This window comes from Paenibacillus yanchengensis, assembly GCF_042684845.1.
Classification (GTDB): Bacteria; Bacillota; Bacilli; order Paenibacillales; family Paenibacillaceae; genus Pristimantibacillus; species Pristimantibacillus yanchengensis.
This window is the reverse complement of record NZ_JBHUMH010000012.1, coordinates 55,732-73,016: the sequence shown is the minus strand read 5'-3', so window position 1 is coordinate 73,016 and position 17,285 is coordinate 55,732. Positions and strand designations below refer to the sequence as shown.

11 protein-coding genes are annotated in these 17,285 nt (G+C 39.5%); all 11 read left to right on the top strand.

The window, feature by feature from the left end; translation table 11 throughout:
• Positions 1-79 precede the first annotated feature (79 nt).
• The 11 genes from nth to ACFSTH_RS03965 all read left to right on the top strand — a co-directional run bounded on the left by nth (position 80) and on the right by ACFSTH_RS03965 (position 17,274).
• The gene (gene nth, locus ACFSTH_RS04015; protein WP_377771539.1) at positions 80-757 is read left to right on the top strand and encodes an endonuclease III; all 678 of its coding nucleotides are present in this window, start codon (positions 80-82) and stop codon (positions 755-757) included.
• Positions 758-870: 113 nt separating this feature from the next.
• The gene (locus ACFSTH_RS04010; RefSeq protein ID WP_377771537.1) at positions 871-1,155 is read left to right on the top strand and encodes an NAD/NADP transhydrogenase alpha subunit; all 285 of its coding nucleotides are present in this window, start codon (positions 871-873) and stop codon (positions 1,153-1,155) included.
• A gap of 45 nt (positions 1,156-1,200) precedes the next feature.
• Positions 1,201-4,902 carry a dynamin family protein gene (locus ACFSTH_RS04005; RefSeq protein ID WP_377771535.1) on the top strand — a complete coding sequence of 1,234 codons (3,702 nt, stop codon included), beginning with the start codon at positions 1,201-1,203 and terminating at the stop codon, positions 4,900-4,902.
• Between the two features lie 401 nt (positions 4,903-5,303).
• Positions 5,304-7,106, top strand: a complete 1,803-nt coding sequence (locus ACFSTH_RS04000; protein ID WP_377771533.1) for an ABC transporter ATP-binding protein — start codon at positions 5,304-5,306, stop codon at positions 7,104-7,106.
• Positions 7,107-8,918, top strand: coding sequence for an ABC transporter ATP-binding protein (locus ACFSTH_RS03995; RefSeq protein WP_377771531.1), 1,812 nt, complete (start codon positions 7,107-7,109; stop codon positions 8,916-8,918).
• Positions 8,919-8,998: 80 nt separating this feature from the next.
• Positions 8,999-10,186 carry a formate-dependent phosphoribosylglycinamide formyltransferase gene (purT, locus tag ACFSTH_RS03990; protein WP_377771529.1) on the top strand — a complete coding sequence of 396 codons (1,188 nt, stop codon included), beginning with the start codon at positions 8,999-9,001 and terminating at the stop codon, positions 10,184-10,186.
• A 364-nt stretch (positions 10,187-10,550) separates the two neighbouring features.
• The gene (locus ACFSTH_RS03985) at positions 10,551-10,838 is read left to right on the top strand and encodes a YqkE family protein (RefSeq protein WP_377771527.1); all 288 of its coding nucleotides are present in this window, start codon (positions 10,551-10,553) and stop codon (positions 10,836-10,838) included.
• A gap of 66 nt (positions 10,839-10,904) precedes the next feature.
• The gene (locus ACFSTH_RS03980; protein WP_377771525.1) at positions 10,905-12,095 is read left to right on the top strand and encodes a M14 family metallopeptidase; all 1,191 of its coding nucleotides are present in this window, start codon (positions 10,905-10,907) and stop codon (positions 12,093-12,095) included.
• A 133-nt stretch (positions 12,096-12,228) separates the two neighbouring features.
• Positions 12,229-14,199 (top strand): DNA topoisomerase IV subunit B, encoded by a 1,971-nt coding sequence (gene parE / locus ACFSTH_RS03975; protein ID WP_377771523.1) that lies wholly within the window; start codon positions 12,229-12,231, stop codon positions 14,197-14,199.
• Between the two features lie 12 nt (positions 14,200-14,211).
• The gene (gene gyrA, locus ACFSTH_RS03970; RefSeq protein WP_377771521.1) at positions 14,212-16,686 is read left to right on the top strand and encodes a DNA gyrase subunit A; all 2,475 of its coding nucleotides are present in this window, start codon (positions 14,212-14,214) and stop codon (positions 16,684-16,686) included.
• Positions 16,687-16,869: 183 nt separating this feature from the next.
• Positions 16,870-17,274: a MarR family winged helix-turn-helix transcriptional regulator gene (locus tag ACFSTH_RS03965; protein ID WP_377772041.1), complete on the top strand. Its 405-nt coding sequence runs from the start codon at positions 16,870-16,872 to the stop codon at positions 17,272-17,274.
• Positions 17,275-17,285: the final 11 nt, after the last annotated feature.

The following is a 17,285-nucleotide window of genomic DNA, read 5'->3' as shown; positions in this document are numbered from 1 at the left end:
TGGTTTGCTATTGTAGTGGTTCGGGGAATTAAAATAACAGATTTAGAGAACACTGTATATTTTTGAGGAGAGAATAGAAATGAATGCTAAGCAAAAAACGCGCATTATTTTGGATCAGTTAGCAGAGATGTTTCCTGATGCACACTGCGAGCTTGTTCATCAGAATCCGTTTGAGCTTACTATTGCTGTATTGTTATCAGCCCAATGTACCGATGAAACAGTAAATAAAGTAACAGCTACGTTGTTTCAAAAGTACAAACGACCGGAAGATTATTTGGCAGTGCCGCTTGATGAGCTGGAACAAGATATTAGGCGAATTGGTTTATTTCGTAGTAAAGCCTCAAACATTCAGAAACTATGTCGGATTTTGATTGATAAATACGATGGAGAAGTACCAAACACGTATGAGGGATTAATTGAGTTACCTGGAGTTGGTCGCAAAACAGCTAACGTTGTAATGTCTATAGCATTTGGAGTACCAGCTATTGCGGTAGACACACACGTGGACAGAGTATCTAAGCGATTGGCGCTTGCTAAACCTGATGATACGGTATTGCAAGTAGAGCAAAAATTAATGAAATTAGTTCCTCGTGAAGAATGGACAATGACGCACCATCGACTTATCTTTTTTGGACGTTATCACTGCAAGGCGCAAAATCCACAGTGTCCGCTTTGCCCGTTATTGGAACTGTGCAAAGAAGGTAAGCAGCGGATGAAAAACCCAGTTAAACCGAAACAGCGAGGTAAGCTTGCCTAAGCTCGGAAGGATAGTTGTGTTTCATTGGCAGTAATATGCCTGTAGGCGACTGTTTTACAAAGCTCATGGCGATCTATCTTGCAATCCTATACTGTTGAATGAGGGATGAGAAGATGAGAAAATGTATTTCTGTATACACAAAAGATTTTGAAGCTTTTTCGGATATTTACGAAGAGGTATTAGGGGCGCCGCCGCAAGAAAATGAAGATATAACGGTCCAAGGTATTACCGTCAGTGGATCTGGCGAAGTGCCTGAGCAATATATCGATAGAATGCGTAGTAGACCAGAAGTAGTTGTTATGCGCGAAAAAGAACGAGGAATTATGATTTTACAACATGGCAATGTGTTCGAAATTTGTATGCCAGCAGATCCTACGGATGAAATTATAGAACAATAAGATCGATAAGAGAAATAGTATAGATATAGAAAAGGAATGACTGTAATGACGGTGCAGAGCATAGCGCAAGCGTTATACGATATCACCGCAGCAATGGAAAATCGGCAAGATTTTAAACACAGCCGACAAATCCAGCAACTGAGCAGTAAGCTGATCGATGATCGGCTTACTGTTGCTTTATGTGGGCATTTCTCAGCTGGAAAGTCTACGTTAATAAATACATTGTGCGGTGCAAAATTGTTACCTTCTAGCCCGATACCAACGAGTGCTAACGTGGTACAAATTAGTGGTGGAAGTAAAGCGATTGCTTTTGTTGAACAGAAGCAAGCCGGGGAATTAGTAAAAAACGAAGTGCCTATTGACGAGTTAGAGCAATATTGTCTAGATGGAGAAGCGATTGCGTCCATTTCTATTCAATATCCTAGCGAGCTATTAGGTGATCATATTATGTTGTTAGATACACCAGGAATAGATTCGACAGATGATGCTCACCGTATGGCTACGGAATCAGCCTTACATTTGGCGGATGTTGTTTTTTATGTGATGGATTATAATCATGTGCAATCAGAAATCAATTTTACATTTGCCAAGCAGTTAAAAGATTGGGGCAAGCCACTTTACTTTATCGTTAATCAAGTAGATAAACATCGTGAACAAGAAATAAGTTTTGCTACTTATCGAAAAAGTGTTAGTGATGCTTTTCAAATGTGGCATTTAGAGCCTGCCGGTATTTTATATTTATCGTTACGTTACCCAGATCATCCATTGAACGAGTATAAGAAGTTGGTAGCGATAATGGAGCAACTTGCAACGCAACGTCAATCATTATGTGCGTATAGCGTCGTTGCATCTTTACATCACGTTGTAGAGCAGCACAATGCCCTCATAAAGCTAAATAACAGTGATCAGTATGAGAAGTTGCTTGTAGCGATTGGCGGGGAAGAGGCGGCAACTACAGCGCAGCTACAGCTAGCTCAATTGGAAGAGCAGAAACGAGAGTTGTTGGAACAACCACTTAGAAAAATGCAACAGCTTCGTGAACAAGTGGAAAATATACTAGATAATGCTAATATTACACCAGCTAGTTTGCGAGAGCAGATTCATTCGTTTTTAGTTAGTCGGCAATCCGGGTTTAAAAGTGGTTTTTTGTTTGCTGGAGCGAAAACAGCTACTGAAAAAGCGAAACGTGCTTCAAATGTGCTAGAAGAGCTACACAAGTTAATTCAAGCGTCGATCCAGTGGCATGTCAAACAGTTGTTACGTAAAGAAATGATTGCAGTAAATGATATAGCGGAACAACAAGTCTTCTTCGAACAGTCGCTAGAGCAAGCAATTTCGTTTTTGCCAAATGAAAGCTGGTTAGAAAGCCGAGTGAAACAAGGTGCGATTATGGGTAACGAATATACGATGACCTATAGTCATGAGTTAGCAGCTGATATAAAAAGAACTTATAAGCAACAATCGTTTCAACTAATTGAACAAATTGGTGAATATGTACAAGAGCAAGTGAATGAGCAGATCGCTAGTTTGCAACAACAGTTAGAGACGATGGGCGAAACGATGGTTCGCGTCAACCAATTGCAGCAACTACAACTTGCAGAGCAACAAATGATGGAACAAACAAGTAAGCTATTACCGGACAAATTAACAGCTCCGTCGCTACCCCGCTTACCTGAAAGCGATTTAAGCAGAACGGATACTATAAAGGAACAACTCGAACAAGCAATCGAACACGAAAGTAGCAAAGGCATTGATGTATCTGCTGTAACAAAAAGACATTCGGATAGCGATGCTGCGGTACAAATAAGGAAGGCTACAGAAGCAAAGGGGACATTGCTACATAATCAGCGTCTAGCGGCACAACGTCTGCAAACAGCCGCAGACTTTATACGTACAGAGCCAACACTTGTACAAGCGACACAAACATTAAGAGAAAAAGCAGATCGATTGCAGCAAAGTAATTTTACGATAGCATTGTTTGGTGCATTTAGTGCAGGGAAGTCATCGCTTGCTAACGCTTTAATAGGTGAAGCGGTGTTGCCGGTATCTCCTAATCCGACGACAGCTTCTATTAACCGTTTGTTGCCACCTACGGAAGAGTATCCGCATCGTTCTGCTCGTATTGTAATGAAATCAGAAGAAGAGATGGCGGATGACTTACGATATTCTTTGGCATTGTTAGGGGAAGATGCTAGTGAAGCGACATTGCCTACGATTGCTACTATTTTGTCTGCGGCAGAAAAAATGTCACCAGATCGGATTGCGGCGAATGGACGTGCGCACTACAGCTTTTTGCGAGCGGCATCTATCGGTTTTGCAGAGCATGAACAGTGGCTTGGGCAAGAGTTGCGTGTAGATCATGAACAGTATGAACGTTTTGTTGCTGAAGAATCGCGTTCTTGTTTTGTTAGATCTATCGATTTTCACTATCTTTGTCCATTAACTGCCGAAGGCATAATATTAGTAGATACTCCTGGAGCGGATTCTGTCAATGCGCGTCATACTGGAGTTGCCTTTGATTATATTAAAAATGCAGATGCAGTATTGTTTGTAACCTATTATAATCATGCTTTTTCCCAAGCAGATCGACAATTTTTACAGCAATTAGGGCGAGTCAAAGATCAATTTGAGTTGGATAAAATGTTTTTTATCGTTAATGCGGCTGATTTGGCAGCGGATGAACAAGAATTAAGCGGAGTATTAACTCATGTGGAACAAAATTTGTTGCAGCATGAAATACGTTTTCCACGATTATTTCCTGTGTCCAGCCTACAAGCTTTGCAAGCTAAAGTAACGAATAATCAAACTATTTTGCAACAATCTGGCATGGCGCAGTTTGAAGCAGCCTTCTTACAGTTTGTTCAGCATGATCTTGGCACGTTAGCACTTCAAACGGCAACATTAGAATTACAGCGAGTGTATGCAATGGTCACAAGTTGGCTACAGGCTACACAAGGAGATCAAGCGAAGCGAGAGCAACAATTAACTGATCTACTAAACAACTATGAACAGCTACAATCGCAGTTTGAAGGATACCGACAAAAGACAGTACCGCAACAATTGAATGAAGATATTAGTGAATTGCATTATTATATTGCACAACGACTACAATTTCGCTTTGGTGAGTTTTATAACTTGTCGTTTAATCCTGCTGTATTGCAAGATGATGGGCGTGATTTGCGCAAAGCACTGTTGCAAGCATGGTTGGAATTAGAACGGGTCATACAACGTGAATTAGAGCAAGAATTACAAGCCACTAGTTTACGGATAGAGAATAATTTGCAAAGAGAATTAACGGCATACTACGATCAATTGACAGCTCCAATAGAGCGAGTTATTGATTACTATCAAGCAGCTACTGTGTCGTTTGATTCGATTCGTCCGCCTGCGATGAATCGTCATTTTCAAGCACCAGTTATTGAACAAAAATGGCTTTTTCAAATGTTCAAATCTCCCAGAGCATTTTTTGAAGGAGAAGGAAAAACAAAATTACGCACTGACTTAGAACAGCTCATCTTGCCTGCTGTAGCAGAGTGGTTAAAAATATATACAGAAGATTGGCAAGCATTTTATCGGAAAATGTGGACAGAACAATTAGCGGTTACGATAAGTAAATTGGAGTTAGATATACAAGAACATGTGCATGGAATTTCCAGTACGCTGCGTGATGAGCAACAAAAAGAAAAGTGGGAAATATTACACAAAAAATTACAATCATTGTTAGATGATCATCTGGTAGAGAAGTAAATTTTTAAATTACAAAATTCTCCTATTCATCTAATGTAGATAGCGCTTTCTGATCAATTAATATCATAATCAGTTCGATACACCCGGTTCTTTATGAAGGCGTCCGGGTGTTTTTTTTTTATAGTGAAGGATAAAGTCAAAAAGAGAGCAAATGGAATAGAAGCCAACATTAAAGGACGATTTAAGAGGTTTCATGCTATTTTGCTGTATATTTGGCATATTAAGATGAAACGTTCACCATTTCGAAACATTATCGAATTTGCTCCTCGTACCCGATGCTGATAATATTCATTCATACCAAGAAGAACTTTTTAATTTAAGGACGAAATTTACAGCGATGAGGGAGTTCGCTTGGCAACGTTAGAAATATAAAAATAATGAAGACGGGGAGATGGATAAGGTTGGACATATTAAGGCAGCTAAAGGCCTTTTATTGGCCTGAGCGTAAGCTGTTAGTCGCTTCAATCGTATTTTTAATGATTTCTACAGCGCTTGGGCTTGTTTATCCAAACTTGCTTAGCTATCTAATTGAAGAAGTCATTAGACCAGAAAAATTTGAAAGAGTACCGACCTTAGCTCTTGTAGTAGTGGGAGTTATAACTGTGAAAGCGCTCAATCAGTTTTTGCATGGTTTTTTTGGAGGGAGATTAGGGAATAAAGTTGCCTATCGATTACGCAACTCAGCGTATTCCAAATTGCAACAATTGTCATTTCAATATTATGACAAAGCAAAAACGGGCGACCTTATGTCACGATTGACAGCAGATTTGGAAGGAATTCGGCAGTTTATCGGATTTGGTTTTGCACAAATATTGAACATGGTCTTAATGGTTGTGTTTGGTGGAGCAATGATGCTTTACTTGAACTGGCAGTTAACATTAATAACACTGGTTACTATTCCAGTTCTTGCATTTTTGGCGCTCCGTTTTGAGAAATTGATTCACCCTGCGTTTCGAGAAATGCGACAAGCATTTAGTAACCTTACAACTGCTGTTCAAGAAAACATTACTGGTGTTCGGACAGTGAAGTCTTTTGCACGGGAAGACCATGAAGTAGGGAAATTCTCGATACGAAGTGATGCGTACAAAGATAATCAAATTGGAATCGCCAAAATATGGGCAAAATATTTCCCTGTTATGGAGTTAGTAGCCAATTTGAGCGCAGTTATATTATTTATCGCAGGTGGTTTATTAGTTATTAACGATCAATTGAAACTAGGAGATTTTGTAGCATTCTTTAGTTTAATTTGGTACATTATCAACCCGATGTGGCAACTTGGTTTTCATATTAATAACTATACGCAATTTAAAGCTTCTGGTGAAAGAATATTAGCATTGTTGAATGAACACGTACATGTAAAAAATAAGCCTGACGCTATTGTATTAAATAAAGAACAAGCAAAAGGTCATGTCCAGTTCGAGCATGTGTCCTTTCATTATCCAGATAAATCGAATGCGGTAACAGATATTAATATCGAAGCGCCGGCAGGTTCAGTGATTGGATTTCTTGGACCGACAGGAGCAGGGAAATCAACGATTATTCAGTTGTTGATGAGAGCTTATAACGTGAAAAAAGGTAGTATCAAAGTAGATGGTGTAGATATCCGCGATTTGGATGTACACAGCTTGCGTAGTATTATAGCTACTGTGTTTCAAGAAACGTTTTTGTTCTCGGCATCGATACGGGACAATATTGCTTATGGTGCTGGCAATGTGACGCAAGAACAAATTGAATATGCTGCCAAATTAGCGCAAGCCCATGGTTTTATTATGGAATCGCAAGAAGGCTACAATACACTTGTTGGTGAACGAGGTATGGGGCTATCTGGTGGACAAAAACAGCGTATTGCGATTGCAAGGGCACTACTGATTAATCCACGAATATTGATTCTTGATGATGCGACGAGTGCTGTTGATATGGAAACAGAACATGAGATTCAAGCCGGGTTTAAGGAATTAATGAAAGGGCGGACGACGTTTATTATTGCCCATCGTATATCTTCCTTACGTCATGCGGATGAAATTATTGTGTTAGATGATGGCCATATTGTACAACGAGGAAAACATGCAGACTTAATTCACGAGGCAGGACCATATCGCGATACGTACGAAATACAATATGCCGACTATTTGCTTAAGCAGAAGAAAGAAAAAGCAGCTGCTTCTAACGTCGTGCATATGGATCAGAAAAGGAGTAGCATATAAATGAGTGCAACATCCAATTCAAAAACACATAATCGTAATGAGCGCTTTGTATATCAGGATGATGAACAAATAGAAAAACCATTTAATTGGGCACAATTGCGTCGATTGTTCGTTTATATGAAACCATATCGTAAAGAATTGATGCCTGTTCTTTTAATGATGGTCATCGGCACATTAACACGGTTAGCCAATCCGCTAATTATTGTTATAGCGATTGATACTGCTCTAGATGGAAAGAACAAACAACTCGTCATATGGCTAGGAGTGGCGATGTTAGCTCTTTATATTATCCAGTGGGTGACGAACAAGTATAGAATCAAACATACGACTATTATTGGTCAAAAAGTTATTTATGATTTGCGTAATCATTTATTTCAACACATTCAACGGTTATCTTTTAACTTTTATGACAAACGACCAGCAGGTTCGGTATTAGTTAGAATAACGAATGATGTTAATGCATTGCAGGATTTGTTTACTAACGGTGTTGTTAACTTACTGATGGATTGTATCCAATTGTTTGGAATCGTCTTTATATTATTGTTTATGAACGTGAAGCTTGGGCTTGCCGTTATGATAACCGTTCCGTTGATGTTTTTTGTCTCATCAGCACTGCGGAAACGAATTCGGTTTGGCTGGCAAGATGTACGGATTAAACAAGCAAGAATCAATGCTCACTTGAATGAAAGTATTCAAGGAATGCGAGTAACACAATCTTATGTACAAGAGAAAAACAACATGAGTTTCTTTGATCATATGAACTCGATTAATTTGAAATCATGGAATAAAGCATCAGCACTTAATCAGGCATTTGGTCCAATTATCGAAATAACAGCTGCGATTGGAACGTGTATTTTGTTTTGGTACGGCACATCTTTAATAGCAGCAGATGTAATTACGGTAGGGTTTTTAGTTGGTTATGCGAACTATATGGGTAACTTCTGGGAGCCGATTAACCGACTAGGTCAAATGTATTCACAATTACTTATTGCCATGGCATCATCCGAACGTATATTCGAATTCATAGATGAGCAGCCTGACATTGCTGAAAAAGATACGGCTCAACCACTACCACAAATTCGTGGTGATGTTCTATTCGATGATATTATATTTGAATATGAGCCAGGCAGACAAGCGCTGAAAAATATTACGATTAATGTGCAAGCCGGACAGTCTATAGCGTTAGTTGGTCATACTGGTTCAGGAAAAAGTACAATCATTAACTTGTTATGTCGTTTCTATGATCCGGTGCATGGCAGTGTGAAAATTGACGGAATCGATATTCGTGATGTAACCATCGAAAGTTTACGTTCACAAGTAGGGATAGTACTGCAAGACACGTTTATTTTTAGCGGTTCTATCCGCGATAATATCCGTTACGGTCGTTTGAACGCAACAGATGCAGAAGTTGTAGAAGCGGCAAAAGCAGTCCATGCGCATGATTTTATTATGAGTTTGCCTGATGGATACGATACGCAAGTGGAAGAAAGAGGTAGCATTCTATCCATGGGTGAGCGTCAGCTTCTGTCATTTGCTAGAGCATTGTTGGCAGATCCGCGTATTTTAATTTTAGATGAGGCTACCGCTAGTATTGATACAGAAACGGAATTAAAAATTCAAGAAGCGTTAAAATCTTTGTTACAAGGTCGCACATCGTTTATGATTGCTCACCGACTATCTACTATTCGTAATGCCGATGATATAGTTGTACTGGATCATGGAGTGATTGTAGAGCAAGGTACTCATGAGCAGCTAATCGAAAAAGGCGGATATTACAATACGCTTATTGAAGCACAATTTAGATTTATATAAGTAGCATGAAATAGTTGCATTTTCATAATAGAACCCCCAAAATAAAGGAAAAACAATTATTTTGGGAGGTTCTATTTTTTATGTCATTTACTGCGGCTAATCAAAAACATGCACGGAAAATAATGTTGTTAGGATCAGGTGAATTAGGTAAAGAAACGGTTATCGAAGCGCAACGTTTAGGAATCGAAACGATAGCAGTGGATCGATACGATCATGCTCCGGCGATGCAAGTAGCCCACCGCAGTTATGTGATCGATATGTTAGATGGTGATGCTTTGCGTCAATTGATTTTGCAAGAAAAGCCCGATATAATTGTTCCAGAAATTGAAGCGATAGCAACGGATACACTCGTCCAATTAGAGCAAGAAGGGTTTCATATTGTGCCAGTAGCTCGCGCAGTTAATTTAACGATGGATCGTGAAGGAATACGTAGATTAGCTGCAGAACAGTTGCAGTTGCCAACTGCTCCTTACCGATTCGCTGATAGTTTGGAACAACTACAAGTAGCAGCAGAAGAAGTAGGCTTTCCTTGTGTCATTAAACCGCTGATGAGCTCGTCAGGAAAAGGACAAAGTGTTTGTTATTCTGAATTAGAACTAACACATTGCTGGGAGTATGCGCTGCAAGGTGGACGAGCTTATAATCAACGTGTCATTGTGGAAGGATTTATTGCTTTTGAATCGGAGATAACGTTATTGACGGTGCGTTCGGTATCGGGAACGACATTCTGCCCGCCGATTGGTCATATTCAAAAAGATGGGGATTACATAGAATCTTGGCAACCACACCAGATGTCAGCGAAGCAATTGCAGCAAGCAGAGCATATTGCTAAACGTATTACAGACGAATTAGGTGGCTACGGTGTATATGGTGTTGAATTGTTTTTAACGAAAGACGGTGTTATATTTAGCGAAGTATCTCCTAGACCGCACGATACGGGGATGGTTACTTTGGTAACCCAACAGTTATCAGAGTTTGCACTACATGTGAGAGCGATGTTAGAATTACCGATTCCGGCGGTACAATTAGTAACTGCTGGTGCTACTCGCACACTTAAAGCAGAAAAAGATAGTATAGCGTATACTATAGATGGCGTTGCAGAAGCATTAGCTGTTCCAGATACGAATATAAGGTTGTTTGGAAAACCATCGACGCTCAAAGGAAGAAGAATGGCTGTTGTGTTAGCAAGTGCCACATCTGTAGAGGAAGCTCGAGCTTATGCTGAACGGGCTGTTGCTCAGTTATCTATACGTTACGACGTTCTATAGTGAGCGATATGATAGATATAATGAGCTCTACCTCAAAATTATTACTTGACGTGTGAAAGTGCAGATAGTCTCTCACCGCTCGGACATTTACAGGAAACAGGAAGTGATTTATACGATTTTTCACACAAATTGCCTCCAAATTGATTCCAATTGATGCCGATTGTACGAAAAATCGTACATAAAGGAAGGCGCGGCATTCAAATAGCGAAATTTTGTACGATTTATCGTATAAATTAGTCATCATTGCCTGGAATTGACCATTCTTTGTACGAAAAATCGTACATTCCATGCTGCGCTACCCAATCAACATCAGCACAGGTCAAGCACTGATTTCGGTTTTGAGCCATAAAATGAGGTGAATCTTTTGAAAAAAAATAAAAAAAGCAAAACTTTTAATGGAAGAGAACAACGTGGGCATGTAGACGAAGCAAAGCAGCAAGTATCAGGGCACACGATGCAAGATTTGATTGATGATACGATGTTACAAAAGCTTAAACTGCAAGCCAAAGAGTTAGAAGCAGCAGAACAACAACGGGTAGAATTAGAACAACAAAAAAAACTCGCTGCTAAACAAGCGGAAAAGAAACAAAAGGAAAATGATTTTGCGTACCTATTAGAAAACAGTGATCCGAATTGGAATAAATATAAGTAATTAAACACCTGCCGTCTGCTCGAACCATATGCTATTACACAATGAGCAGCTGGAAGGAGAATGACTTTGAATATAGTAGTGCAACGTGGCGATTCTCTATGGAAGTATAGTCAATTATTTGATTTACCTTTACAATTGTTAATTGATTCTAATCCAAATATGCAAACGGAAGCTTTACAAATCGGGCAAATTATTCGTATACCAGGTTATTGGTTAGATTATTATACAGTTGCAGCGGGTGATACATTGTGGTCCATCACTAATCAGACAAATACTGATCTAGATCAAATAATACATTTGAACGTGATTACGAATCCACAAACGCTCACCATTGGGCAAACGTTATTGTTGCCTCGCCGTGTAACAGAATTATTAATAACGTGGTCAAAGCCTTATTCATTCGAAACGATGCAAGCCGATTTATCGAAGCTAATAGCTATTTATCCGTTTATTGTACAAGAAATTATCGGTTATTCCGTTATGGGAAAACCACTCTATGCCCTTTCCATCGGGCAAGGAGAAAAACAAGTAGGGATGAATGCAGCGATCCATGCGAATGAATGGATTACAGCTCCGACTGTCCTTCGCTTTCTCAATGAATATGCTTTGGCGATAACGAATGGAAAAAGTTTGCGAGGACTTGCGATGTTGCCTTTCTATTTGCAGACTACACTTGCTTTGGTACCAATGGTAAATCCTGATGGAGTCGATTTAGTGATCAACGGTGCGCCAAGTGAAGAACCATATCGTAGTAATGTGCTGAAAATTAACAATGGTAGCAACCAATTTAATGGTTGGAAGGCTAACATTCGCGGTGTAGATCTTAATAAGCAATTTCCAGCTTTGTGGGAGCAGGATGCCGTAAAAGGACCGCAACAGCCAGCCCCGAGAGATTATTCAGGTACTGCGCCACTTACTGAACCGGAAGTAATAGCACTAGCAAAATGGACGGAAGATAATCAGTTTGTTCATGTGTTAGCTTTTCATACGCAAGGAAAAGTGATATATTGGGGATTCGAGCAGCTCGAACCGCCAGAATCAGAAGCGATAGCAGCAGAATTTGCGAGAGTTAGTGGTTATGTGCCGATTCGTAGCATCGATAGTACAGCAGGTTACAAAGATTGGTTTATTATGAAATGGCGGAAACCTGGTTTTACCATTGAGCTAGGTCAAGGAGTTAATCCGCTTCCGCTCACCCAAATAGATGAAATTTATGAGGCAGCAGCGGGTATTATGTTAGCAGCTTTATACGAATAGTGTATAGGGGAAGGCTGATGTGCAGTCTTCCTTTTCCATTCCGTATCGGAAAGAAGTTATAGATAGATGGCTTTACGAATCTGAATTGTTGCTTTAAAATAGCGGAAGGTGTATTTCTGAACGGGGGGAACATATGTCGGAGCAATTGAATTTGTTTTCGCAGCAAGATGAACAGGCAAAATTATATGATGCTGATGATATACAAGTGCTTGAAGGGTTAACAGCAGTTCGCAAAAGACCTGGAATGTACATTGGTAGTACGAGTAGCTCTGGTTTGCATCACTTGGTATGGGAAATTGTCGATAATGCGGTCGATGAGCATTTGGCTAAGTTTTGTTCAGCGATTGATATTACATTACATCGGAATGGCTCGATAACTGTTTATGATAACGGACGAGGTATACCAACAGGAATGCATAAACTGGGGATACCTACTCCGCAAGTAGTGTTCACCATGCTGCATGCTGGTGGTAAGTTCGGTGGCAATGGCTATAAGAAATCAGGCGGATTACATGGGGTTGGTGCTTCTGTAACGAACGCTTTATCGGAATGGCTGGAAGTCGAAATCTATCGAGATGGCAAAATTCACCGTCAACGATTTGAATATTGGATTGATGCAGATGGTAAGGAGCATGTAGGTGAGCCTGCTTCTCCTTTAGAAGTAACCGGCAATACGAATCGTACGGGAACAAAAGTGACGTTTTTACCAGATAAACGAGTGTTTCCGACAGGAATATCGTTTAGTTATGATACGCTCGCAGAACGACTACAAGAAATTGCGTTTCTTAATTCTGGACTAAAAGTAACGATTAAAGATGAACGCAGTGATAAAAATGATGTATTTCATTATGAAGGCGGAGCTCGTGAGTTTGTACAATTTTTGAATGAGTCCAAAACAGTATTGCATGAGGTAATCCATTATAGCGGTGAACGTGATGATATCGAAGTGGAAGTTGCTTTGCAGTACAATGATGGCTATACAGAGACATTAGCTTCATTCGTTAACTCGATCCCAACTAGGGGCGGTGGAACGCATGAGACAGGGTTCAAAACAGCTTATACACGCGTGATGAATGACTATGCTCGTAAAACAGCATTATTGAAAGAAAAAGAGAAGAATTTGGAAGGAAATGATTTACGCGAAGGTATGATGGTTGTTATTAATATAAAAATGTCGGAAGTTGAATTCGTCGGTCAAACGAAAGATCAACTCGGAAGTGCTTCGGCGCGTAGTGCAGTAGATGCGGTTGTATCAGAGAAAATGCAATTATTTTTGGAAGAAAATCCACAAACAGCCCAGTCTATTTTAAAAAAGGCGATGCAAGCATCGAAAGCACGTGAAGCAGCACGTAAAGCTAGAGAAGAAATTCGGAGTGGCAGAAAAAGAAGTGAAAGCTCTAATTTAGGCGGAAAACTTACTCCAGCTCAATCCAAAGACTATACTCGTAACGAATTGTTTATTGTGGAAGGGGATTCTGCGGGCGGTTCTGCCAAACAAGGTCGTGATTCAAGACATCAAGCGATATTACCGCTAAAAGGTAAACCGATGAATCCAGAAAAAGCTAAACTCGCTGATATTTTGAAAAACGATGAGTATCGTGCTATTATCGCGACCATTGGTGCGGGTATCGGTTCCGAGTTTGAAGTGGATGAAAGTAATTACAATAAAATTATTATTATGACAGATGCGGATACAGATGGAGCTCATATTCAAGTATTACTACTTACTTTTTTCTATCGGTATATGAAACCGTTAATTGATGCTGGAAAAATCTATATTGCACAACCGCCACTTTATAAAATTACTAAAAAGTCAGGGAAATTAGAAACGATCCGTTATGCTTGGACAGATGAACAATTACAAAATTATTTGAAAGAATATGGGAAAAACTATGAGTTGCAACGGTACAAAGGGTTAGGCGAGATGAATCCAGATCAGTTATGGGATACAACGATGAATCCTGAGACAAGGACATTACTACAAGTACAAATTGAAGATGCGGCTAAAGCTGAACGTAGAGTATCGACGCTTATGGGTGATAAAGTAGACCCTCGTAAACGATGGATTATTGAAAATGTCGATTTTACACAATATGAAGTATAGGAGGGATTACACTTGAGTACGTTGGAAGAATTTTTACCGGCATTTTTAGAAGAAATTGTAGGTGACCGATTTGGACGTTATTCGAAGTATATTATTCAAGATCGAGCTATTCCAGATGTACGTGATGGATTAAAGCCCGTGCAGCGACGGATTTTATATGCGATGTATGACGCTGGCAATACGCCAGACAAAACGTATCGTAAGTCGGCTAAGACGGTCGGAGATGTCATGGGTAATTATCATCCTCATGGTGATTCCTCGATCTATGAAGGTATGGTCCGAATGGCACAACCATGGAAAATGGCTCATCCACTCATAGATGGTCATGGTAATTGGGGTTCGCAAGATGATGACCCGGCGGCGGCAATGCGGTATACAGAAGCAAGATTGTCGCCCATTGCGTTAGAGTTACTACGTGACATCGAAAAACGAACGGTGCAATTTAAAGATAACTTTGATAATACGACAAAAGAACCGGTCGTTTTGCCTGCAAGATATCCTAACTTGTTAGTAAACGGTGTAAGTGGTATTTCATCCGGCTTTGCTACAGATATTCCCACACATAATTTGCGAGAAGTCATTAATGGTTGTATCGCCTTAATGGAAAATCCTAATTTAGAGATAGAGCAAATTATGGAGCATATTAAAGGACCTGATTTCCCTACTGGCGGCATTATTATGGGAGAACAAGGGATTATCGATGCCTATAAATCGGGAAAAGGACGCATATATGTTCGTTCTGTAGCAGAAATCGAAAATGTGCGTGGCGGTAAGCAGCAAATTGTTATTACAGAAATTCCTTATGGTGTAGTAAAGTCTCGTTTGGTAACAGCGATGGAAAATATACGCTTAGAACGTAAAGTAGAAGGTATAGCAGAAGTTCGTGATGAAAGTGGACGGGCAGGACTTAGAATTGTAGTTGAGCTGCGGAAAGATGCGGATGCGAAAGGTATTTTAGCTTATTTGCTCAAAAAAACCGATTTGCAAGTGACATACAATTTTAATATGGTGGCGATTGTTAACAAAACACCGATGCAACTTGGCATAAAAGACATATTATTAGCTTATATTAATCACCAAAAAGAAGTTATTCGTTTTCGAACGGAATATGAGCTAGAAAAAGCAGAAGATCGTGCTCATGTGGTGGAAGGGCTAGTAAAAGCGCTTCAAATATTAGACGAAGTTATTGCTACGATTAAAGCGTCGAAAAATCGCTTAGATGCACAAAATAATTTAATTAAGCAGTTTCAATTTACAGAGCGACAAGCAGATTCTATTCTAACGTTGCAATTGTATCGATTAACTAATTTGGAGATTACAGCATTAGAAAAAGAGTTTAAAGAAGCGATGAAACGAATCGCCTATTATCGTTCGATACTGGATAGCGAGAAAAAGTTAATAGGTGTTATCCGTACAGAGCTGCTAGAGATAAAAGATAAGTATGGTATTGACCGACGTTCTTCGCTTCGCAGTGAAGTAGAAGAATTGAAAGTGAATGTGGAAGTGTTAGTCAATGCAGAAGATGTGTTGCTTACACTAAGTGAAGAAGGATATGTGAAGCGTACAAGTATGCTATCCTTTACCCGGTCTGGCGGAGATATTACAACGGCTGGTGTAAAAGAAGGCGATGTCATACGTAAATTGTTAGAAGTAAATACGCTCGACCAATTATATATATTTACAAAAAAAGGGCAATACTTTATGTTGCCAGTTCATCAAATTCCAGATTTTAAATGGAAGGATATTGGAACAGCTATCGTTAATTTAGTAGCTATTTCGAAAGATGATGCTATTGCGGAAGTTTTTGTCGCTCGTAGCATACAAGAAGCAACAGAATCGATTGTTTTTGTAACCAAACGTGGTCAAGTAAAGCGAAGTGAACTAAAAGATTATTACACGACCCGTTCTACAGCAATTGCGGCATGTCGTCTAGCTGCTGACGATGAGATCATTAAAGTGGTGCTGAGTCAGGGCGATAAACATATTATGCTAGTTACAAAAGCGGGTATGTCGATTCGTTTTGAGGAGCAAGAAGTTAATGCAATGGGTAGAGTAGCTGCTGGTGTTCGCGGTATTCAGCTGAAAGATGATGATGAAGTAGTAGCAGCGGAATGGGTGGCGAATGATGAAGGCGAAATATTATTAATTACAGAAATTGGATATGGAAAACGAACATTGTTACTTGACTACCCTGTACAAGGTCGAGGTGGTCGAGGAGTACAAACATTCCAGTTTAAAGAAGGAAAACGAGTACGATCCAATGGTAGTTATATCGTTGCTGCTTTTTACTGCAAAGAAAAGTTGGAGCTTACAGCAATGACGAATGAAAAAGAAGGTTTGATTAATAGTTCTGAAAAAGCACCAATTGAGGATCATAAGTCCGTAGGGAAATTATTATTTGCCGTAGAGAAACCACAATTTATTCAAACGGTATTTGTACAGCCATCCATCGTTGGAAAACTGGATGACCAGCCTGAACGACCATAAAGAAAAGACAGGGATATACTTCGATTATGTATGAATCGACAGTGAACCTGTCTTTTTCTGTTAGTTTATATAAGTTACACTCAGCAAATGACAGAAACTATTAATAGCATTAACCTTTTATTCGACAATTTCAGTTGCTATAATTAGTTAAGAGACTAGAATTTGAGAGAGTGGGTGAACCCATTGGTAGCAGATCAGTTTACAATACTATGGACAAGATTATCAAAGGAATGGAAAATGAGTTTAGAGCAGTCATTAGCACCTTTAACAGAAGGACAATTACATGTTTTGGAACTAATAGAGCAGTTAAAACAAGTGAAACCATCCGATTTGATCGAATATTTATCTACTTCCCCTGCAGCAATTACGACGTTGCTTGATCGAATGGAACGTAATCAGTTAATTGAACGAACAAGAGATGAACAAGATCGTCGTATTGTCTGGGTTACTGTGTCAGAAAAAGGGAAATCCGAAATGGAACGAGGCAGACAAATTCGTAATCAGTTGGTGGCAGGCTCCTTGAACCGTATATCGGAGCATAACCAACAATTACTTGTCTACTTATTAGGAAAAGTCGCTAATCCATAGTTGTTGTAGCT